Annotated in this window: 20 protein-coding genes; 10 read left to right on the top strand and 10 right to left on the bottom strand. The window is 62.1% G+C overall.

Annotation, left to right across the window (positions count from 1 at the left end; genetic code table 11):
* Positions 1 to 37: 37 nt before the first annotated feature.
* The 3 genes from EFB14_RS14230 to EFB14_RS14220 all read right to left on the bottom strand — a co-directional run bounded on the left by EFB14_RS14230 (position 38) and on the right by EFB14_RS14220 (position 4,651).
* Positions 38 to 502 carry a hypothetical protein gene (locus EFB14_RS14230; protein ID WP_126826217.1) on the bottom strand — a complete coding sequence of 155 codons (465 nt, stop codon included), beginning with the start codon at positions 500 to 502 and terminating at the stop codon, positions 38 to 40.
* A gap of 97 nt (positions 503 to 599) precedes the next feature.
* A complete protein-coding gene (locus tag EFB14_RS14225; protein ID WP_126826213.1) occupies positions 600 to 2,939 on the bottom strand; it encodes a glucose/quinate/shikimate family membrane-bound PQQ-dependent dehydrogenase in 2,340 nt (779 codons plus the stop codon).
* 209 nt (positions 2,940 to 3,148) lie between these two features.
* On the bottom strand, positions 3,149 to 4,651 hold the full coding sequence (locus tag EFB14_RS14220; protein ID WP_126826210.1) for a protein adenylyltransferase SelO: 1,503 nt from the start codon (positions 4,649 to 4,651) through the stop codon (positions 3,149 to 3,151).
* 275 nt (positions 4,652 to 4,926) lie between these two features.
* Here EFB14_RS14220 and EFB14_RS14215 point away from each other — a divergent pair, with 275 nt between their 5' ends.
* Complete coding sequence (locus tag EFB14_RS14215; protein WP_126826208.1) at positions 4,927 to 6,381, top strand: MFS transporter; 1,455 nt, start codon at positions 4,927 to 4,929, stop codon at positions 6,379 to 6,381.
* Positions 6,382 to 6,384: 3 nt separating this feature from the next.
* On the opposite strand, the gene EFB14_RS14210 is transcribed toward EFB14_RS14215, so the two are convergent.
* The gene (locus EFB14_RS14210) at positions 6,385 to 6,909 is read right to left on the bottom strand and encodes a DUF1697 domain-containing protein (protein WP_126826205.1); all 525 of its coding nucleotides are present in this window, start codon (positions 6,907 to 6,909) and stop codon (positions 6,385 to 6,387) included.
* A gap of 92 nt (positions 6,910 to 7,001) precedes the next feature.
* Positions 7,002 to 9,110: a S9 family peptidase gene (locus tag EFB14_RS14205; protein ID WP_126826202.1), complete on the bottom strand. Its 2,109-nt coding sequence runs from the start codon at positions 9,108 to 9,110 to the stop codon at positions 7,002 to 7,004.
* 249 nt (positions 9,111 to 9,359) lie between these two features.
* On the opposite strand from EFB14_RS14205, the gene EFB14_RS14200 reads away from it, so the two are divergent.
* Together EFB14_RS14200 and EFB14_RS14195 are read left to right on the top strand one after the other, a co-directional pair.
* On the top strand, positions 9,360 to 9,749 hold the full coding sequence (locus EFB14_RS14200; RefSeq protein WP_125846281.1) for a DUF930 domain-containing protein: 390 nt from the start codon (positions 9,360 to 9,362) through the stop codon (positions 9,747 to 9,749).
* A gap of 102 nt (positions 9,750 to 9,851) precedes the next feature.
* Positions 9,852 to 10,649, top strand: a complete 798-nt coding sequence (locus tag EFB14_RS14195) for a polysaccharide deacetylase family protein (protein ID WP_126826199.1) — start codon at positions 9,852 to 9,854, stop codon at positions 10,647 to 10,649.
* Between the two features lie 34 nt (positions 10,650 to 10,683).
* On the opposite strand, the gene EFB14_RS14190 is transcribed toward EFB14_RS14195, so the two are convergent.
* The 3 genes from EFB14_RS14190 to EFB14_RS14180 all read right to left on the bottom strand — a co-directional run bounded on the left by EFB14_RS14190 (position 10,684) and on the right by EFB14_RS14180 (position 14,202).
* A complete protein-coding gene (locus EFB14_RS14190) occupies positions 10,684 to 11,976 on the bottom strand; it encodes an NAD(P)/FAD-dependent oxidoreductase (protein ID WP_125846279.1) in 1,293 nt (430 codons plus the stop codon).
* 18 nt (positions 11,977 to 11,994) lie between these two features.
* A complete protein-coding gene (locus tag EFB14_RS14185) occupies positions 11,995 to 13,164 on the bottom strand; it encodes an AI-2E family transporter (RefSeq protein ID WP_126826196.1) in 1,170 nt (389 codons plus the stop codon).
* Positions 13,165 to 13,341: 177 nt separating this feature from the next.
* Entirely contained in the window at positions 13,342 to 14,202 is an 861-nt protein-coding gene (locus EFB14_RS14180; protein ID WP_126826193.1) for a VOC family protein, read from the bottom strand.
* 60 nt (positions 14,203 to 14,262) lie between these two features.
* Here EFB14_RS14180 and EFB14_RS33425 point away from each other — a divergent pair, with 60 nt between their 5' ends.
* From EFB14_RS33425 to EFB14_RS14155, 5 genes are all read left to right on the top strand, one after another.
* Positions 14,263 to 14,409, top strand: a complete 147-nt coding sequence (locus EFB14_RS33425; protein WP_245438244.1) for a hypothetical protein — start codon at positions 14,263 to 14,265, stop codon at positions 14,407 to 14,409.
* Positions 14,410 to 14,520: 111 nt separating this feature from the next.
* On the top strand, positions 14,521 to 14,940 hold the full coding sequence (locus EFB14_RS14170) for a universal stress protein (RefSeq protein WP_125846275.1): 420 nt from the start codon (positions 14,521 to 14,523) through the stop codon (positions 14,938 to 14,940).
* Positions 14,941 to 15,074: 134 nt separating this feature from the next.
* Positions 15,075 to 15,743, top strand: coding sequence for a PAQR family membrane homeostasis protein TrhA (gene trhA / locus EFB14_RS14165; RefSeq protein ID WP_126826188.1), 669 nt, complete (start codon positions 15,075 to 15,077; stop codon positions 15,741 to 15,743).
* Positions 15,744 to 15,924: 181 nt separating this feature from the next.
* On the top strand, positions 15,925 to 16,440 hold the full coding sequence (locus EFB14_RS14160; RefSeq protein ID WP_126826183.1) for a GNAT family N-acetyltransferase: 516 nt from the start codon (positions 15,925 to 15,927) through the stop codon (positions 16,438 to 16,440).
* A gap of 149 nt (positions 16,441 to 16,589) precedes the next feature.
* Positions 16,590 to 17,291 (top strand): pentapeptide repeat-containing protein, encoded by a 702-nt coding sequence (locus tag EFB14_RS14155; RefSeq protein WP_126826179.1) that lies wholly within the window; start codon positions 16,590 to 16,592, stop codon positions 17,289 to 17,291.
* A gap of 62 nt (positions 17,292 to 17,353) precedes the next feature.
* On the opposite strand, the gene EFB14_RS14150 is transcribed toward EFB14_RS14155, so the two are convergent.
* Complete coding sequence (locus tag EFB14_RS14150) at positions 17,354 to 17,881, bottom strand: GNAT family N-acetyltransferase (RefSeq protein WP_126826176.1); 528 nt, start codon at positions 17,879 to 17,881, stop codon at positions 17,354 to 17,356.
* A gap of 110 nt (positions 17,882 to 17,991) precedes the next feature.
* Complete coding sequence (msrB, locus tag EFB14_RS14145; protein WP_126826173.1) at positions 17,992 to 18,405, bottom strand: peptide-methionine (R)-S-oxide reductase MsrB; 414 nt, start codon at positions 18,403 to 18,405, stop codon at positions 17,992 to 17,994.
* A 187-nt stretch (positions 18,406 to 18,592) separates the two neighbouring features.
* On the opposite strand from msrB, the gene EFB14_RS14140 reads away from it, so the two are divergent.
* Positions 18,593 to 18,808 carry a hypothetical protein gene (locus EFB14_RS14140; protein WP_126826170.1) on the top strand — a complete coding sequence of 72 codons (216 nt, stop codon included), beginning with the start codon at positions 18,593 to 18,595 and terminating at the stop codon, positions 18,806 to 18,808.
* A gap of 129 nt (positions 18,809 to 18,937) precedes the next feature.
* Positions 18,938 to 21,304: a putative monovalent cation/H+ antiporter subunit A gene (locus tag EFB14_RS14135; protein ID WP_126826167.1), complete on the top strand. Its 2,367-nt coding sequence runs from the start codon at positions 18,938 to 18,940 to the stop codon at positions 21,302 to 21,304.
* Positions 21,305 to 21,306: the final 2 nt, after the last annotated feature.

The raw sequence follows: 21,306 nt of genomic DNA, 5'->3' as shown, positions 1-21,306 counted from the left end.
AGCGCTCTCCCGCCGCATCTTGACCTGGTTTTTTGGCTCAGGCCGCCTGAATGGCCTCGGCCGTCTCAGTGCCGTCATCCTCGATGCCGGCCATCTCGCGCTTGATCTGGTCGGCGATTTCCTTCTCGATCGCGGCGCGCTGATCGGCCGGCATGGCGGCCAGGCCGGCTTCGGTCAGATCATGCTGATCGAGATAGCGGGCGCGGATATATTCCGCCGGCGTCATGTTGCCCCATTTGGAGAATTCGTCGACCAGCGAGTCATGGGCCGCACTCGCTGCGGCCTCTTTGTCTGAAGGCGGATTGATGTAAGGGCCTTCGGTGCTTTGCAGAGTCCAGATGGTATTGGCGATCGAAGGCGGCGTGGTGCTCGGTTCGAGACCGGGCGCGGCGCCACGCGCAGTGCTGGCAAATTCCGTCGTCTGCTGATTCGTGGATTTGGCCGACCGGTCGAAAAGACCGCCGACCCCGTAGTAATTGCGAATACTGCTAGAGATTTCCATAAATGTTCTCCCCGAATACCGGAGAGAACATGGCGTTGCAACCCTGCCTAGAGCTTGTGCTCGTCCTTCTTCCTGGAGAGGAGAGGGAATTTTGGCATCAAGGCAGCGTATAGGCGATCACGTAGTCGCCGGGCTTGGTGCCGACCGATCCGTGGCCGCCGGCGACCATGACGACATATTGCTTGTTGTCATCAGCCATATAGGTCATTGGCGTCGCCTGGCCGCCGGCGGGAAGCCGTGCCTGCCAGAGCTGGCGGCCGCTCGTCACGTCGTAGGCGCGCAGATAGTTGTCGACCGCAGCACCCAGGAAGGCGACGCCGCCTTTGGTCAGCATCGGCCCGCCGATGCCGGGCACGCCCACCTTGAAGGGCAGGGGCAGCGGCGTCATGTCTCGCACGGTGCCGTTCTTGTGCATATAGGCGATCTTGCCGGTGCGCAGATCCACGCCCGCGACGTAGCCCCATGGCGGCGCCTGGCAGGGGATCTTGAGCAGCCCGAGGTAGGGACCCATGAAGACGCCATAGGGCGCGCCGTCATTGCGGTTGAGCCCCTGTTCACTGCCCTTCTCATCCTGGCCTCTCGGCGGAATGTCGGCGGCCGGCACCAGGCGCGAGGTGAAGGCGAGGTAGGTCGGCATGGCGAACATGATCTGCCGCTCCGGATCCACCGCGATCGAGCCCCAGTTGAAGGTGCCGAAATTGCCGGGATAGACGATCGTTCCCTTGAGCGAAGGCGGCGTGTAGCGGCCCTCGTAATAGTAACGGTGGAAGTCGATGCGGCAAGCAAGCTGGTCGAACAGCGACACGCCCCACATGTCCTTCTCCTTCAGCGGCTCAGGCGAGAAGGTGAGATCCGAAATCGGCTGCGTCGGCGAGGTATGATCGCCGGTAACAGCGCCGCCTGGCGCCGGGATTTCCTTGACCTGGATGATCGGCACGCCCGTGCGCCGGTCGAGCACATAGATATCGCCCTGCTTGGTCGCGCCGACGAGAGCGGGAACGACGGTGCCGTCCGGCTTCGTCAGGTCGATCAGCGCCGGCTGGGCCGGGACGTCCATGTCCCAGAGATCATGATGCACCGTCTGGCGCACCCAGCGCAGCTGCCCGGTGGCGATATCGAGCGCGACGATTGACGAGGAGAATTTCTCGACATTGTCGCTGCGGTTGATGCCGAGCTGGTCGGGCACCTGGTTGCCGAGCGGGAGGTAGACCATGCCGAGCGTCTCGTCGACGCTGAAGACCGACCAGCTGTTCGGCGAATTGGTTGTATAGGTCTGCCCGTTGGTGATCGGCGTCGTCACATCGGGGTTGCCGGAATCCCAGTTCCAGAGCAGCGCGCCGGTATTGATGTCGAAGGCGCGGATAACGCCGGACTGCTCCTGCGTGGAGTAGTTGTCGTTCACCGCGCCGCCGATGATGATCTTGCCCGCCACCGCGACCGGCGGCGAGGTCGAATAATAATAGCCGGCCGGATTGTAGCGCATGCCGGTTTCGAGATGCAGCACGCCCTGGTCGGCAAAGCTGGTGCAGATCTTCCCGTCTGTCGCATCGAGCGCAATCAGCCTGGCGTCCGATGTCGGCAGGTAGACGCGCTCGGCGCAGGGCTGGCCGGCGGCAACGGCGGGATCGGCATAATAGGTGACGCCGCGGCAGGTCTGATGCTGCCGGTCCGGGTTCATGCCGGAATTGGCGTCATACTTCCATTTTTCCTTGCCGGTCTTGGCGTCGAGCGCGATTGCCCAGTTGTGCGGGGTGCAGAGATAGAGTGTGTCCTTCACCTTCAGCGGTGTCACCTGGTAGGTCGTCTCGCTGATATCCTCCGGCCGTTTGACGTCGCCGGTCTGGTATCGCCATGCTTCCTTGAGCGTGGCGATGTTCTGCACATTGATCTGGTCGAGGGGCGAATAGCGCTGCCCGAAGGGCGTGCGGCCGTATTGGTGCCACTCGCCATCCGGCACACTGCCGCCGAAAGCAGGGTTGGCGGCAACCGCATCGGTGGGCAACGCACCGGCAAGATCGTGCGGGTCCGTCGTCATCGAATAGATGGCGACGAGGATAGCGAGGATGACGGGCACGGCGAGCGGCCACGGGTTGGCGCCATAGGTGATGCCCGTCGGGCTGCGCAGACCGAGCGGGTGGCGGATCCATGGCGTCAGCAGCCAGAGCCCGAGCAGGATGATCATGCCGCCGCGCGGGCCGAGCTGCCACCAGTCGAAACCAACCTCCCAAATCGCCCAGGCGAGAGCTGTGACGACAAGCGCCGCATAGACCCACAGCGCCACCGCCTTGCGCATCAAAAGCAAGCCGGCGGTGATGAGGAACATCAGACCGGCGAACAGATAAAAGATGCTGCCGCCGAGCGTCACGAGCCAGAGCCCGCCGCCGCCGAGGGCCAGCCCGATGACGATGAAAAAGATGGAAGTGATGACGATCGCCATAAGGCTGTCTCCCGCTAAGGTGAGCCGGGGTGAGGGATCGGCGGAAAAGCACCGCCGATCAGGCAGATAGCGCAAAGGAGATGCCTTTCAACGGCCACAATTGCCGCAGGCTACGGTCACGGTGCAGATGCGTCGGACTGGGCCGCCGGGCTTGAGGGAAGCGAATCGCCGTGGCCGGGCTGCTGCGATGAAACGGGCGCCGTCGACCGTCAGGTCCCGCAGAAGGTTTGCAGCACTCGCTCGTTCGGCTTCGGCGGCTCCATGTAGGCTGCAAAGGCCGGCTGGTCCTCGTAGGGATTCGAAAGCACTGTCAGCAGTGCCTCGAACAGCGAGAAATCGCCATCCTCCACTGCTGCATCTATCGCCTGTTCGACCCGGTGGTTGCGTGGGATGAAGGCCGGATTGACGCGGCGCATGGCGACGGCGCGTTCGCTGGCCGCTTGCGGATCGCGTGACAGTCTCTCCCGCCACCGCACAAGCCAGTCGCGGCAGGCATCCGGCTCGCGGAAACTCGCCGCAAAAGCAGGTTCTGCGGTATCGTCGCCGGCAAGATCCGACAGCCGGCGGAAGGTCAGCGTGAAATCCGCGACCTGGGCCTGCATCAGGGCCAGCAATGCCTGCACCAGTTCGAGATCGCCGTCCTCTTCGCCGGCAAGCCCGATCTTATGTCGCATGCCCGCCAGCCACTGCGCCTGGAAGCGTTCGCCATAGGCCCGGATCACGATATTCGCCTTGTCGACCGCGCTGTCCGGCTCAGCGTCGATCAGCGGCAAGAGCGTTTCGCCGAGCCTTGCAAGGTTCCATTGGCCGATGGCGGGCTGGTTGGCATAGGCATAGCGGCCATGCTGGTCGATCGACGAGAACACGGTTGCCGGATCATAGCTATCCATGAAGGCGCAGGGGCCGAAATCGATCGTTTCGCCGGAGACGGTCATATTGTCTGTGTTCATGACGCCATGGATGAAACCGACATGCAGCCAGCGTGCAATCAGCGCCGCCTGGCGGTCTGAGACCGCATCGAACAACGCGAGATAGGGATTGTCGGCCTCTTTCAGCGTGGGATAATGCCGGTCGATCACATGGTCGGCTAGCGCCCGAACGCCCCCTGTATCGCCCCTTGCGGCGAAGAACTGGAAGGTGCCGACCCTGATATGGCTTGCCGCCACGCGGGTGAAAACTGCGCCCGGGAGCACCTCCTCGCGATAGACCGGCTCGCCCGTCGTCACGGCCGCCAGCGCCCGCGTCGCGGGAACGCCAAGCGCAAACATGGCCTCGCTGATGATATATTCGCGCAGCACCGGCCCGAGCGCTGCCCGCCCGTCGCCGCGGCGCGAAAAAGGTGTTGGCCCCGCGCCCTTCAACTGGATGTCGAAGCGCTTGCCCTTGGCATCGACCACCTCGCCGAGGAGGATCGCCCGTCCGTCACCGAGCACAGGCGAGAAGCCACCGAACTGATGCCCGGCATAGGCCATGGCCAGCGGCTGAGCCCCTTCCGGAACGAGATTGCCGGAAAAGATCGCCGCGCCGTCGCGGCGCAAAGCTTCCACGTCGAGCCCGAGTTCAGCGGCGAGCGGCTCGTTGAGCTTGATCAACCACGGCTCGGTCACCGGCGTCGGCGATTGGGGCGTGAAGAAACGCTCGGGCAAGCCGACATAGCTGTTGTCGAATGGAAAGGCCGCGCCGGGCCGGTTTTTCTGCAGGGCAGGGGTCATGGTTCATAGGTAGGGCCGGGATGCCTGCGGTGCAAGCCGGTTCTGTCGCGCGCAAGACCTTCGCGCGGGAGTGACAACCTTCACGAAGAACAGGCCGATGCAAGGAATCGTGATCTGCCTTTACCTCTCGTCAAAGCTGCCTTGCCATAAAGGACATAGCGCCGCCATGATCGCAGGCGTATAGCAAATCGTCTCCCCTTGGCCTTGCGCCATGTCATCCCCGCGGCCTTGCTGCCTCGTGTGCTCCGCCGCGCCACCGCGAGTGATTCCGGACGATGTCGGATCAGATTTACCAGGCGCCGATGGTTCGGCGCGCCGCGCCCAATTTCCGGGTGATCGCGGTGATTGTCGCAAGTGCGATGCTGATGGAAAACGTCGATGCGACCGTGCTTGCGACCGCGCTGCCCACCATGGCGCGCGATTTCGCCGTCAGCGCGCCTGCCATGTCGATCGCGCTGACGTCCTATCTCCTCAGCCTGGCGATCTTCATTCCCGCAAGCGGCCGGATGGCCGACAGTTTTGGCTCACGCACCGTTTTCCGTGCGGCCATATCAGTCTTCGTCGCCGGCTCCATCCTCTGTGCGCTCGCGCCGACGCTGTCCTTCCTGGTGCTGGCGCGGCTGCTGCAAGGCATGGGCGGCGCGATGATGATGCCGGTCGGCCGTCTCGTGCTGATGCGCAGCGTCGACCGCAAGGACATGGTCAGCGCCATGTCCTGGCTGCTGGTGCCGGCGCTGATCGGCCCGATCGTCGGCCCGCCGCTCGGCGGGTTTATCGTCACGTATCTCGACTGGCGCTGGATCTTCTACATCAACGTGCCGATCGGCATCGTCGGCATGATCTTCGTCTCGATCTACATCGACGAGGTGAAGGGCAAGGCAAGCGGCCCCTTCGATACGATCGGCTTCGTCCTCTCCGGCATCTCGCTCGGCTCGATGCTCTTCGGCTTCGAAATGTCGAGCCATGAAGGCGAGGGCGCTTTCTCGATCTTCCTGATCGCTCTCGGCCTCATCTTCGGCATCGCCTATCTCAAACATGCCCGCAAGCATCCGTCGCCGATCATGGACTTCTCGCTGATGAAGGTGCCGAGCTTCGGCACATCGGTCGTCGCCGGTTCGCTGACGCGCATCACCCAAGGCGCTCAGCCTTTCCTGTTGCCGCTGCTCTTCCAGATCGGCTTCGGCCTCTCTGCCGCCGCGGCTGGTCAGATCGTCATAGCGACCGCACTTGGCGCACTCGCCATGAAGCCGATGGCAAAGGCCGTCTTCAGCAGGCTCGGCTTCCGCAGGAGCCTCATCATCAACGGCATCCTCGGCACGATCGGCTACGGCCTCTGTGCCGCGTTCCGGCCCGATTGGCCGATGCCGCTGATCTTCGTCGTCCTGATGCTCAGCGCCTTCTTTCTGTCGTTCCAGTTCACCGCCTATAACACCATTGCCTATGATGAGATCAGCAAGGAGCGGATGAGCTCGGCCACCAGCTTCTACACCACCTTCCAGCAGCTGATGCTGTCGCTCGGCATCTGCATCGGGGCCTTAGCGCTGCACGGCTCCATGGCCTTGTCAGGTGTCGAAACGCCTGCCCTTGGCGATTTCTCAACCGCCTTCGTCGTCGTCACGCTCATCTCGATCACTGCGACCTTCTGGAACCTGCGCTTCTCGCCGACTGCCGGCGAGGAGATCAGCGGCTACAAGGCCAAACGGGCGAAAGGCGCTGCCGCCAAAGGCTGACCTTCAGCCGCTGCCTTCCATCTCAGCCGCCATTTCAGCGAGCTTGCGCACGGTATTGAGATTGCGGGACGTGCCCGGCTTCAGCGCCGGGAGCTTCAGTTTCGAGCGGCCCGAGCCATTGGGATAGTGCACATAAATTTCCCGGCCGGCGAGCTTTGCTTCTTCGCCGTCGGGCGCCACCATCTTTTCCAGCGCATCGCCGGACGCCTTCTCGGGAAGGAAGTAGACCAGCAGGAAGTTCGGCTTGGCATCGGGGAAGGGCGCGTCGGTGGCGATCTTGTCGAGCTCCCTCCGGCTGCGCACCATCACCCCGGGCCGCTTGCCCATCTTCTCGCCGAGGGCCTTGTCGAGCCGCTCCTCCACCGTCTTTTCCGTTTCATCCGAACGGAAAAGCACATTGCCGTTCTGGATGTAGGTCTTCACGTCGATAAAGCCGAGGCCTTCGCAGATCGCTTTCAGTTCGGCCATAGGGAGGGAGCCGGTGCCGCCGACATTTACGGCGCGGAGTAGGGCGACATAGACGGGCATTTCTCTCTCCTTCGACGGCGCACTGTGTAGAGCCCCTCTGGCCGACAGGGCAGAGGGGCATCCAGCGGCACGACCCAAGCCGGGTCTAGCGTTCACATCTTGCCCGCCACCTTGATCGCAAATGCATACTCGAACGCAATCTCTTCCAGCCGCTGGAAGCGCCCTGACGCGCCGCCGTGGCCGGCGTCCATATTCGTCTTGAGCAGGATCGGCGCGTCGCCCGTCGTCTTGTCCCGCAGCTTGGCAACCCATTTGGCCGGCTCCCAATAGGTGACGCGCGGGTCCGTCAAGCCGCCGAGCGCCAGGATCGGCGGGTAGGACTTTGCTTCGACATTGTCATAGGGCGAGTAGGAAGCGATCTGCTCGTACTCTTCCTTGCTGTCGATCGGGTTGCCCCATTCCGGCCATTCCGGCGGGGTGAGCGGCAAGGTGTCGTCAAGCATAGTGTTGAGCACGTCGACGAAGGGAACGGCGGCGATGATGCCGGCAAATTTCTCCGGTGCCATGTTGGCAACGGCGCCCATCAGCATGCCGCCGGCCGATCCGCCCTCGGCGATGATCTTCGCGTACGACGTGAACTTCTCCTGATTCAGATAGTCAGCAGCAGCAATGAAGTCCTTGAAGGTATTGGTCTTCTTGTTCATCTTGCCGTCTTCGTACCAGGAGAAGCCCTTGTCCTTGCCGCCGCGGATATGCGCGATGGCATAGACGAAGCCGCGATCGGCAAGCGACAGGCAATTGGTGTTGAAGCCGGCCGGAATGGTGATGCCGTAGGCGCCATAGCCGTAAAGCAGGCAGGGTGCTGTGCCGTCGAGCGCGGTATCCCTACGATAGAGCAGGGTGACCGGCACCTTCTCGCCATCCCAGGCCGGGGCGAAGACGCGGCGGGTGACGTAATCGTCGGGATTGTGGCCCGACGGCACCTCCTGCGTCTTGAGCAGCCTGCGCTCGCGCGTCACCATGTTGTAGTCGTAGAGCTGCGACGGCGTCGTCATCGAGGAATAGGAGAAACGGATGACATCCGTATCGTATTCCGCAGCTCCCGAGAGCCCCAGCGAATAGGCTTCCTCGGCAAAGGCGATCGCATGTTCCTCGCCGGTCTCCCGGTCGCGGATCATGATCTGCGGCAGCCCGTCCTTGCGCTCCAGCCACAGGAGATGGCGGGCGTAGGCCATGTGGCTGATGATAAGGGTGCCCGGCTTGTGCGGCACGACTTCCCGCCAGTTTTCCTTGCCCGGCTTATCAACCGGCGTTTCCATGATCTTGAAATCCTTGGCGCCGTCGTCATTGGTGAGGATGTAGAAGACATCGCCGCCCTCGGTCAGCGAATATTCGATGCCTTCCTCGCGCGCCGCCACCAGCTTGGGCTCGGCGGAGAGGTCCTTGGTCGACAGCAGGCGGTATTCGCTGGTCTCGTGGTCGTGAACGTCGATATATATGAAGTCGTCGAGCAGCGAGCCGCCGACGCCCATGAAGAAGCCGGCATCCTCTTCCTCGTAGACCAATCGATCCTCGCTTTGCGGTGTGCCAAGAATGTGGTGGAACACCTTCGATGGCCGGTGGTTCTCGTCGAGCGCCGAATAGAAGAAGCTCTTGCCGTCGGGCGCCCAGACACCGCCGCCGCCGGTATTCTCTATCCGGTCGCTAAGGTCTTCGCCCGTTGAGAGGTCACGCACTTGTAGCGTGAAGAATTCCGAGCCCTTGTCGTCATAACCCCAGATGCCGCGGCTGTGGTCGCTTGTATGGTCGAGGCCGGCGAGCCGGAAATAGGCCTTGCCGGCGGCCTCCTTGTCTCCGTCGAGCAGAACCGTGCGGATCGTCTCGTCGGCGACGTCGCCATCGCGGGCGATGCGGAAATAGCGCGGCTGCTCGCCGCCTGTGACATAGAAGGTGCCGTAGGCATAGGCGCCGTCCTTCATCGGCACCGAGCTGTCGTCCTCCTTGATGCGGCCGCGCATTTCGGAAAACAGCGCCTTCTGCAGCGGCTTCGTGTCTTCCATCGCCGCGTTCAAATAGGCGTTTTCGGCTTCGAGATGCCGGCGGATGTCGGGATCGAGGATCGAGGGATCCTTGAACATCGCTTGCCAGTTGTCGGCGCGCAGCCAGGCGTAATCGTCCGTGCGGGTAATGCCGTGGCGCGTATCGGAGGCGGGTTTCTTCGGTGCGGCAGGCGGGGTCGGCAGGCTCTTGAAAGCGGACAAGGAATGGCTCCGTGGGAATGTCGGGTTGGCAAGAGATAGAGGCGCACCGGCGCCGGATCAAGCGGCAAGGCTGCGCCAAGGGTACGGGTGACCTTCCACAGACAAGGAGGACGCGCTGCCCGCATTGCCTTGATGTCACCACATTGTTTAAGAAAGTCCGCTATCTCAGCGAAATTGCACGTGCCAAGCCTCCGGCAAGCTGTCGGCGGTAGGGTGAGAATTGCAGAACAGTAAGGGATTTTGTCCGCAATGCCGAAACGTCTGATCCTGTTTGTGTCGCTGGTCGGCCTTGCCGGCCCCGCCCTTGCCGTCGATCCCGCGATCAAGAAGCAGCTCGAAAAGCTCGATCCTTCGACCCGCCTGGAACAGAGCTGCGACACCGAGGCGATGAGCCGCATCAACAGCGACAGCACCGGCTTCAAGCCCGACAAGGTGATCGCCTATACCTTCAAGGATCCGATCCCGGGCGACAATTCGCTGCAGGCGCCGGGTGCGGTCTTCCGCAGCAAGGGCGACTGGTACCATCTCTCCTACAATTGCATCACCGGCCCGCAGCATATCAACGTGCGCGAACTCGACTATCAGATCGGCGAAAAGGTGCCGCGCGAGAAGTGGGACAAGTATTATCTCTATGATTGATGCCGGCGCATGTGTCCCAGCGGCTGCGGTGACATCCGGCCACATGGCGGCAGACGAAAGCAATCGCTAAAATAGGCAGCTCGAATCATAGAAATCGACGATATGAACCGCATCCTGCTCGCTTCGGCGTTCCTTCTGGCTACCCTATCACCTGCGTCAGCGGACGAAATACCGTCGGCGCTGCCGGCTCCGGCCGCAGTGGGTTCGGCCCCGAAGGCTCCAGCGCCAAAACTCGTCGAACCGCATCTGCATATCGCCCGTTCCAATATCGCTGGCCATGTCCGCATCGCGCTCACTTTCGATGCCTGCATGGGGCGAGCGGACGAGCGCATTCTGTCGACACTGGTGCAGGAACGCATTCCGGCAACGATCTTCGTTACCGCCCGCTGGCTGAAGCACAATCCCGCTGCCGTCGCCGTCCTCCTGCAGAATCCCGATCTCTTCGAACTCGAAAACCATGGCGAGAACCATATTCCGGCCGTTGACACGCCGACGCTGATCTACGGCATCGCCTCCGCCGGCTCGCCGCAGGCTGTCAGGCAGGAAGTCGAAGGCGGCGCGGCCGCCATGGTCGCGGCCGGCATTCCGGCGCCGCATTGGTTCCGGGGCTCGACCGCCAAATATGACCTTTCCGCCATCGGCGAGATCCGTGCCATGGGCTATCGCATTGCCGGTTATTCGGTAAACGGCGACGGCGGCTCGCTGCTCGGAGCGGCAATCACCGAAAAACGCATCGCCTCCGCCAAGGACGGCGACGTCATCATCTCTCACATCAACCAGCCGACCCATGCGGCGGGTGAGGGGGTGGCGAAAGCGCTAGTCGATCTCAAGGCCAAGGGCACGCAGTTCGTTCGCCTCGAGGATGTCGAGGATACCGGCGACGACAAGACGACGGAGTAGTTCCGCCGCACGGCCCGCTATCCATACGGCGTCCTTACCTCAGCTCATTCCGGACCCGCACGATATCCTCTCCAAAACGCGGCATGCGCGGCCCGTCGCGGTCGAGCGCAAAATCCTCGAACCAGTCGCGGTGCATGCCGGCAAGCATGGCGCCGATCATCTGAGCGGCGAGATAGGAAAAGGTAATGCCGTTGCCGCCATAGCCATAGGCGGCAAAGACATGCGGCATCTCCGGCACCGGGCCGATCAGCGGCAGGCCGTCGGCCGTCTCGCCGAAGGTGCCACACCAGGCATGGGCCACGCGCGTATCGGCCTTCGGCCACAGCCGCTTCATCTTTTCCTGAATCGCCACGGTCTTCGCCGGCAGCTTGCGGTCGCGCGCTTCTGGATCGGTCGTGCCGTCGTCCTCGCCGCCGGCGACGATGCGGTTATCAGGCGTCGTGCGCATGTAGAGATAGGGGTGGCTATCCTCCCAGATCAACGCCCTGTCGCGCCAGAAATTTGCCGGGTCCTGCGGCACGGTCGCGAGCGCCCAGCTCGAACTCGATCGATGCAGCTTCGGCATATCGAGGCCGGGCATCGCATAGCCGGTCGCAAGCACGACGTGCCGCGCCTCGATGACGTGGCCGTCGTCCGTCTCGACTGTCACGTGATCGCCCTCGCTGTAAAGCTGAGCCACGGATGCGCTGACAAGCCGCGCGCCGCGCCGGACGGCCATCTTGATCAATCCCCAGGTCAAAAGCAGCGGATCGCACTCCGCCGAACCTGGAGAATAGATCGCGCCATCCCGGTCGAGCTCGAACTGTGTGAAGAGATCGGGATGTTCGAGATAGACGCCGGGCAGGCCCGCCCGACGGCGAAGCTGACGTTCTTCCAGGAGATTGCGCGCGCCTTCGCGGCCGTCGGCCAGATAGAGCGTATTGCGCGGCCGAAAGCCGCAGGCGATCCCGTTTGCGGCGATCAGCTTGGAAAGTCCGGCGACCGCCGCACCGCTGTGGCGGTAGATCCTGGCCGCGCGCTCGAAGCCGTAATAATCCTCGAGCTCGGTGAGCGTGCTGTCGATTTCCCATTGCAGCATGGCCGTGCTTGCGGCGGTGCTGCCGAAACCGGGTTCCTCCCGGTCGATGACGACAACGGAAAAACCGCGCGCCGTCAGGTGTTCGGCAACCAATGCGCCGGTGATGCCGCCGCCGATCACGGTGACGTCGATCGAAAAGCTCCGCTCGATCGGCAGCCAGTGCGGCCGGATGCCGCTTTTCCCCCAGAGAGAACGGCCGCTGACCATCTGGTCGTGATCGGATTCGGCAAGATCGAGATCAGATGCCACGAACGTCCCCCCGGTTGATCATTTCGGCAACTGCGGCTGCGGCTTTTCTTCGATCAGCAGCTCGTCGATAACAGTCATGACGATCAGCGAGAGAGGTAGTGCCAGCATCGCGCCGACGGCGCCCCACATCCATGTCCAGAACAGGATGGCGAGGAAGACGACGAAGGGATTGATCTCGAGCCGCCGTCCCATCACCGCCGGGAAGATCAGGTTCTCCATGAGGAGATGCACGGTGAAGAAGGCCGCTGCCGGTATCAGGCCGATGAGGAGGCCATCATGGGTAAGGACGCCGGCGATGGCGATGGCAAGCGTCATCAGCGTGATGCCAAGATAAGGAATGAAGCTCGACAGAAAGGCAAAGAAGCCCCAGAGCATCGGGGCGGACAGCCCGCCGGCGTAGGCGATGACGGTCATGACGACGCCGAGCCCGACATAGATCAGCGAGGCCGTCGCGAAATAGAAGCCAAGCACCTGCTCGACGGCGTTGATGACACGGATTGCCGCCAGTCGTTGCGTGCGAGTGCGGAAGGTCATGATGATCGACTTGCGCAGGTTGACCCGACTGGCGAGGAAGAACAGCAGCGCTGCAAAGAAGATCATCCCCTGCACCAGTGCCGGCGTTAGGCTGCTCGTCACCACATGCAGCACGTTGCCGGTATTTTCGAGCAGTGCACCGATCGACATCGACCCGCTTTCGAATGTCGCCGGCGTGATATGCAGCCATTTGATGTGCTCCAGGTAAGGCATGACGCGGTTGATGGTTCGCTCGGCAAAGGCCGGGCCCTCATTGGCAAACGTCATCAGCGGGTCGGCAAGCGAGTTGATCAGCAGGAAGATCACCAATGCGACGCCGCTTGACAGCAAGAAGGCATTGGCAAGCCGCGGCACCCCCATCTTGCTGAGCTTTTCGGCCGCCATGCCGAGGATCATGCCGACGACGACGGCAAGTGTGATGGGGATGAGGATGAGCGACATCAGATAGACCGCGGCAAGGAAGAGAATGCCGAAGATGCCGATGATTGCCCAGGCCATGCTGACGTCGAGACCGTCCTTTTCCAGACGGTGCAGCGGCGGCGGCGGCGGTAGCTCTTCCGCTGCTTCCTTCAGCGATTGTGCCCAGGCGCTGGTATGGCGTTCGCCGATGGCGATCTTCTTTGCTTGTTTGCGGATGCCATTGGCGATGCCCATGCGGCGAGGTCCCCGAAGCCCGATTGCTTCGTCACGGAAACGCGCCGATGCGGTTCAGGTTCCCTGAGGGCGCCGGCCGTCCGGCAAAGCGCAAGCGGCATGCCTTCACGCGCATGGCTTTGCTCGCCTGGCGTCAACGTCTTCAACCGTCGTGGTTGGTCCATTGCAACGTGGAAATTACGCCGAAAGTGTCAGGCCGATGCCCCAGGGATCGCGCAGAAACACGCCGCCATCACGCCTCTCGCTCTTGATCTCCAGTTGATCGAGCTTGGAGACTGCCGCATCCAGCGTCGCCTTGTCGTTGAAACGGATCTTGTAGTCGGAAAGCCCGGTCATGTTGCCGGCGCGCGCCGTCGCGCCGCGGCTGTTCCAGATATTGGCGGCGAGATGATGGTGGTAGCCGCCGGTCGCAAAGAAGCTCGCGCCGGGACGGCTCGCCATCAGCGTCAGGCCGAGAACGTCGCGATAGAAGGCGTCGGCCTGGGGGATGTCGCCGACCTGCAGGTGCAGGTGGCCGATCGCCGTCCCATCCACCATGCCGCCCCAACGCTCATCGGGCGCGCTATTGTAGAGCGCCTGCAGGTCGAGGCGCAGCGTTGCCATCTCTACCATGCCGTCCTGGTGGAATTTCCATTGTTCGTGCGGCCGGTCGGCATAGATTTCGATACCGTTGCCTTCGGGATCTGAAAGATAGATCGCCTCGCTGACGAGATGGTCCGAGGCCCCGTCCAGTGCGACGTTGTAATGGGCGGCATGGCGCAGCCAGCGGGCCAGTTCGGAGCGGTCAGGCATCAGGAAAGCGGTATGGAAAAGGCCGGCGGCATTGCGCGGCGCGATGCGGGCATCTCTCGCGTTGGTCAGCGTCAGCAGCGGCACGCCGCCGACACCGAGCACTTCCCCGCTTCCCGTCTTCTCGATGACCTTCAGGCCGAGCATCGATTGATAAAAGCCGGAAACGAGACCGAGGTCTGTCACGACGAGGTGCGATTGGTCGATATAGGCGGGCCGCGTCAGCGCATAGGACGTTTCTGTCGTCATGGGTTGTTCTCCTGGCTCCGAATTGGCCCTCGAGCAATTCCCCGGTGGGGAATGCTCGGGATGGATGACGCACCGGCGGTGGCGGCAAACATGCCGCTGGTGGCAAGCCCGAGGAAGTTTCGCCGGTTCATTCGCTCTGATGTCTCGGTTGCCGTACTTGGCCTCTATATGGCGGATTCCGATTGTTCACAGAAGACTCGTTTTTGAGGATGAAGCGTTGAGCAGGTGTTGACGATCCCCTCCGCTCACTTGATTGCGGTCAATGCGCCCATATCTTCTTTAGAGGAAGCTTATGCATGCATCGTCATGGAGGGCAGCATGTACAGGAAGATCATCGTAGCGGTCGCAATCGGAAACATGGACAAGGGAGAAATAATCCTGCGCAAGGCCGCCTCCCTGCTGGATGAAGGCGGCGAGATCGTCTTGCTCAATGTCATCGAGGATGTGCCGACCTATGTCGCGGTCGAACTGCCGGCCAATATCGTCGAGGACGCGATGAGGGACGGCCGCGAGAAGCTGGAAGGGCTGATCGCCCGGACCGGCATCCGGGCAACCGTCGAAATCCGCAACGGTCCACCGGCAAAAGCCATCATTTCGTCCGCCGAAAATCTGGGCGCTGATCTAATTATCGTCGCCTCGCACCTTCCGGACTTTTCCAACTACTTCATCGGCGCCACGGCCGACCGCGTCGTGCGTCATGCCAAATGCTCGGTACTGGTCGACAGGCAGAAAGTTTGATTTCACATAGCCGGATACGTCGGCGGGCTCTTGCGGTCTGTCACGAAGATTTACCGCCGCTCGGTTCGTCGCAGTTGCGCACCCGCCCGTTCGATGAGACGATCTCATTCGGGTTGTGAAACGGACGGGCGTGCATGGCCGAGTTCAACGGCATTCGCTGGGCTTACGACAGATACGAACTGATCGCCGACGGCATCGTCCACGGCGTCGGCCTTGTGCTGGCGCTGATCGGAGCGACCGTGCTGATCTTCTATGCTACGGTCTGGAGTTCTTACGGCGCGCTTGCCGCCGCCTGGATCTACAGCGTCGGGCTGGTGCTGACGCTTGCCATTTCCTTTTCCTACAACGCTTGGCCGGTCTCGCGCACGAAATGGTATCTGCGCCGTTTCGATCATTCGGCGATTTTCATCCTGATCGCCGCCACCTATACGCCGTTTCTCGAACGCGGCGCCGATGAGCCGCTGCTCCTGTTCATGCTGGTCGCGATCTGGCTGTTCGCCGCCGCCGGCATTATTTTGAAATGCGTCTTTCCCGGGCGCTATGACCGTTTTGCCATCCTGCTTTATCTCGCCATGGGCTGGAGCGGAATTGTGGTCGCCGAGCCTGTCGCCTCGCGCATTCCTTTCACCTCGATGCTGCTGATCATCATCGGCGGCATCATTTATTCGCTCGGTGTCATCTTTCACGTCTGGGAGAAGCTGCGGTTCCAGAACGCCATCTGGCACGGCTTCGTCGTCACCGCCGCCGCCGTGCACTATTCGGCTGTTTTCACCTGTTTCAGCCTGTCGCCGCCGGGTCTCTGAACGACGATCATTCCTCAGTTGTCCGTCTTTCGCATCCGCCGTTTACATCTCCCGATGCGGAGCGTATGCCCGCTTAGAGCGCCGCGCTTACTTTCAAACGTGCAAAGACGCTCTAACACTTTCAATCCTCACGTCATGCTTTCCCAAAGACGCGGTAGCAGGCAATTCGAACCAGGCAATCATGACAGACGCCGTTCTCCTCCGCGATGCCACCGAGGCCGATCTTTCTGCCATCCGGGATATCTACAATCACGCCGTCGAGCACACGACGGCGATCTGGAACGACACGCTTGTCGACCTCGAAAATCGGCTGGAGTGGTTCAGGGCGCGCAAGGCGCGCGGCTTTCCCGTCATCGTAGCCGAGATGTCAGGCAAGGTCGCAGGTTATGCCTCTTATGGCGATTGGCGTGCCTTCGATGGCTATCGCCACACGGTCGAGCATTCCGTTTACGTTGACAAGGACTGCCGCGGCGCCGGCATCGGCGAGCGCCTGATGCGGGAGCTGATCGCGCGGGCCGCAGCCGGCAATATCCATGTCATGATCGCCGGCATCGAAGCGGAAAACGCGGCGTCGATCAGGCTGCACGAAAAGCTCGGTTTCCGCATCGCCGGCAGATTTTCCGAGGTTGGCACCAAATTCGGCCGCTGGCTGGATCTCACCTGCATGGAGCTTCGCCTGCCCGGCAAGACGGATTGATCCGACTGCCTGGCAAGACGGATTGATGCGGCAAATCCATCGTCAGCGAGCGTTCGCCATCTTTTTATTGTAGTCTGAGCTGTGTAGAAATGAGTGACGGCCTGCTTCGCGAGAGGTGGCCTGAAAGCGTCACGGAGGTAAACAGTTCAATGGCAATGCACGGATCGCCGCTCGGCCTCTTTGCTCTCGTTCTTCTTGCCTTTGCCCCGATCTCCACGCGAGCTGCCGAGTGCGGCAGCATGGCTTCGCCGAAGCTCGACTGGCAGGAATGCACCAAGAAGAACCTGATGTTGCAGGGCAGTGATCTCGAGGGCGCCAATCTCTTCAGCACGGATTTCTCGTTGACCGATCTCAGCGGCGCCAACGTCAAGTCCGCCAATCTTGAGAAGGCGACGCTGGTGCGCGCCTCGCTCGAGGGCGCCCACGCCGAAGGCGCCAACTTCGCCAAAATCGAGGCCTATCGGTCCAGCTTCGCCAATATCGCCGCCGAAGGCGCTTCCTTTGTCGGCGCGGAGTTGCAGCGCGCCAATTTTGCAGGCGCCCAGCTCTCCGGCGTCACCTTCGAAAAGGCCGAGCTCGGTCGCGCCGATTTCGACAAGGCGGTGCTGACGGGAGCGAAGTTCTCTTTCGCCAATCTCTCTCGCGCCGACCTCTCCGGGGCGACCTTCGAAGGCCCAGTGATGTTCGACCGCGCCTTCATGTTCCTGACCCGCATCGAGGGCCTTGACCTCTCGGCGGCCGCCGGCCTCGAGCAAGCGCAGATCGACCTTGCCTGCGGTGACGCCTCGACCAAGCTGCCGACGGGCCTCTCCGCACCAGCAACCTGGCCTTGCCCCGCCGATCACGAGTGATCGGCGAACTGGCGTCGCCAACTGTCGAGCTGCACAGGCATCGGCTCACAACGGGATCAGCTCTATGTCCTGTCCGTGATGTAGAGGTAGAACTCTGTCCCGCTGTCGTCGGGACGTGCTGATTTGAGGAATGTTTCCCGCCGTCGATGCACCCGCCCGGCCACGCGCTGGGAGGGAATGTTGTCGGGCCTGACGATCGAGACGATGCGCGCAAGGCCAAGGGTTTTCAGCGCATGGTCCCGGCAGGCGGTAGCCGCTTCGACGGCATAGCCCTTGCCCCAATGATCGCGCCACAGGTGGTAGCCGATCTCCGGTTCCAGGCCGGCGGACGTTTCTTGGAGCGTAATGCCGCAATCGCCGAGCAACGCGCCGCTCTTTCGGTCAACCACGGCCCAGAGGCCGAAACCGTGATTGGTATAGCTGTCGAAGGCGAGCCTGCGAAACCAGCTTTCGGTCTCGTCGAACGTCTTTATGCCGGGGTAATAGCGCATGCATTCTTCATCGCCGAAAATGCGATGAAGGAACGGCAGGTCGGCGGGCGTGATCTCCCGCAGTCGCAGCCGGTCGGTGCTCAGAATATCTCGCGTCATCGGCCTTATCCTGCAGGGGGAATCGCCGGCTCATCGACAGCGCGAGCGACGGAGAAAATCAGCGGCTCATCGCATCGGATGAGCCGCTTGCCGATCACAAGACCCGGTGCTTACTTCCCGGGTTCGAACACCATGGCGTGGCCGTTGATGCAGTAGCGCAGGCCGGTCGGCGGCGGGCCGTCGGGAAACACGTGACCGAGATGGGCATCGCAGGCGCCGCAGCGGATTTCGGTGCGCACCATGCCGTAGGTGGTATCGCGATGCTCGGTCACTGCATCTGGTGATACTGCTTCAAAATAGCTCGGCCAGCCGCAGCCGGCATCGAATTTCGTGTCCGAGCGGAAAAGCGGCGCATTACAGCCGACGCAGCGGTAAAGCCCTGTCTCGAAAGAATCCCAGTAGGGGCCGGTGAAGGCACGCTCGGTGCCGTGCTGGCGCGTGATGCGATATTGCTCGGGAGTGAGCTGCTCTTTCCATTCGGCATCGGTCTTGTGGATCTTGGCGGTGGTTGCAGTTTCGGACATGACGTGCTCCTTTTGCCGAGGGGCGGTTCCGTTTCGCGAGAAATGTGGTGCGTTGTCCTGGTTTCATCAAGTCTGCGGCGCAGAGTCGCGAGATTCGCAGCATACCGCAATGAGGGAAGACGTTTGCTTTTACATCCGTTAGGGATTTTCCGTTAGGGTTAATGTGACGTGCATTGGAGAGTCACTGTTGTTTGAAGCTGCAATCTTCCTGCTCTACGGCCTCGTGGCCGTGGCCGCCATGGCGGTCACGATGTTGGAAGGCTGGGCCAATCACGACGGTTTGACGCTGTATCGTCTCGCCGGGCTCTTGGCCTGCCTTGTGTGGCCGCTGACGCTTTTGCTTTTCATCCTGCACGGCTGCCTTGCCCGGCTGCTGACACGTCTTTCCCGGTCGATGGCCTGATACGCTTCGAACAATGACAGGCAGCTTCGCCCTGTGATCGAAATTGCTTGAGACCCTCTACCATTTCGCCTAAGTCAGGAAATGAGCTGGCCCCGCCGGCCTTCGTCTGTTGCCGGTAGAGGAGGAGACATGGCCGATGTCACGGCTCTGACATTTCTGGCCCTGTGTCTGCCGCTCGCCGGCGCTGTCGCTGCTCCCTTCGTTATCCGCGTCTTCGGGGCAAACGGTGCCTGGCTCCTGGCGATCGCTCCTTTGCTCGCCTTCCTGCATTTCCTCCGTTTCGTTCCTGTTGTCGCGCGCGGCGAGGTCGTCGCCGGCGGTTATGTCTGGGTGCCGAGCTACAATCTCTCCTTCTCCTGGTTCCTCGATGGCCTGTCGCTGGCTTTCGCGCTCCTGATCACCGGTATCGGCACGCTGATCGTGCTTTATGCCGGCGGTTACCTGAGAGGTCACAAGGATCAAGGCCGCTTCTTCTCCTTCATCTTCCTCTTCATGGGCGCGATGCTTGGTGTCGTCGTTTCCGACAGTTTCCTGATGTTCTTCATCTTCTGGGAACTGACATCGATCACCTCCTTCCTGCTGATCGGCTTCGATCACGAGCGCGAGGCGGCTCGCCGCGCCGCCTTGCAGGCGTTGGTCGTCACGGGCGGGGGAGGGCTCTTCCTGCTGGCCGGACTGCTGCTCCTCTGGAACATGTCGGGCGTCACGCAGATGTCGCTGCTCATCGGATCCGGCGATGTCGTGCGTGAAAGCCCGTTCTATCTCGCCGCTCTCATTCTGGTCCTGGTCGGCGCCTTTACCAAATCGGCGCAATTTCCCTTTCATTTCTGGCTGCCGAACGCCATGGAGGCGCCGACGCCGGTTTCGGCCTACCTCCATTCGGCCACCATGGTAAAGGCCGGCGTCTATCTGCTGATGCGGCTCAATCCGGTCATGGGCGCGACACCCGCCTGGGAAATCCTTCTGCCCTTCTTCGGCGGGTTGACGCTGGTGGTCGGCGCAGCGCTCGCCATCGGCCAGACGGACCTCAAGCTCAAGCTCGCCTATACCACCGTCTCTTCGCTCGGCTTGCTCGTCCTGCTGGTCGGCTTCGGCTCGGAATATGCGGTGGAGGCGGCAGCACTCTATCTGGTGGCGCACTCCCTCTTCAAAGGCGCGCTCTTCATGGTCGCCGGCATCATCGATCATGAGACCGGCACGCGCGATATCACCGGGCTCGGTGGCCTGATGCGGGCGATGCCGCTGACATCAGCCATCGCGCTTGCGGCCGCATTCTCCATGGCTGGCCTGCCACCCTTCTTCGGTTTTCTCGCCAAGGAGGAGATCTATGCCGCACTCGTCGGTGGCGATATCCGCGCGCTGACCTTCACTTCAATCACCGTCTTCGGCAATGCTCTAATGTTCGCCGTCGCCTTCGTCGTGGCGCTGAAGCCCTTCCTCGGTCGACCGGTGGAGACGCCGAAACATCCGCATGAAGCGCCTGTCCTACTCTGGCTCGGCCCGGCCATCCTCGCCGTCCTGGGTCTGTTTGCGGCAGTCTTTTCAAACTTCACCCATGCAGCTCTGTCCTCGCCAATATCAGCTGCCATCCGCGGAGGCCCGACCGAAATAGACATCTCGCTCGCGCCGCATATCGGCCTGCCGCTGGCGCTCTCCGTCCTGACGGTGCTGCTCGGCATCGGCGTCTACTGGCAGTTCGCCCGCGCCCGCTTGCTGATGGCCGTCCTTCTGCGCTCGGCGGGGCGGGGGCCGGATCACGGTTTCGACCTTGCTGTATCGGGTCTCGTGCGCCTCGCCGGCCGCATCACGCGTTTTACCCAGCCGGGGCGGCTCGATATCTATGTCACCTGCACCTTCGTCTGCGTCGCAGCCATCCTGTTGGTTCCGCCCGTCGTCTATGGCGAACTGCCGCGCCTTCCCATCTGGCCGGCCGATGTCAGGCTCCATGAATGGGCGGTGTTCCTGATCGCCGCCGTCGGCCTTGCCGGCGTGCTCATCGCCCGCGACCGGCTGACGGCGATCGTCTCTCTCGGCATTCAGGGTTTCGCCGTCTCCATCATCTTCCTGCTGTTCGGCGCACCGGACCTCTCCTTCACCCAGTTCATGGTCGAAACCCTTTCGGTGGTCATTCTCGCCCTCGTCATGACCAGGCTTCGCCTTGTCTCCGCCGACCGGCGCCCGCCCGGCCGCAGGATCTTCGACGGTACACTCGCGCTTGGCTGCGGTCTCGGTTTCACGCTTTTGCTGATGCGGGCGACGCAGATGCCGTTCAACGATACGCTGACAGCCTTCTTCAACGCCTACTCCAAATCGATCGCTCACGGCGCCAACGTGGTCAACGTCATCATCGTCGATTTCCGGGGCACCGATACGCTCGGCGAAATCGCCGTCGTTGCCGTCGCCGGTCTTGCCATCCTGGCGCTGATCCGCATCCGCGCCGGCACGGAGCGCAAGCTTGCCGCCAATGATCCTGACTCAGTCGAGGCGGAAGGCTGATC

It is taken from the genome of Rhizobium fabae, from assembly GCF_003985135.1.
Taxonomy (GTDB): Bacteria; Pseudomonadota; Alphaproteobacteria; order Rhizobiales; family Rhizobiaceae; genus Rhizobium; species Rhizobium pisi.
This window is presented reverse-complemented; position numbering and strand designations above follow the sequence as displayed.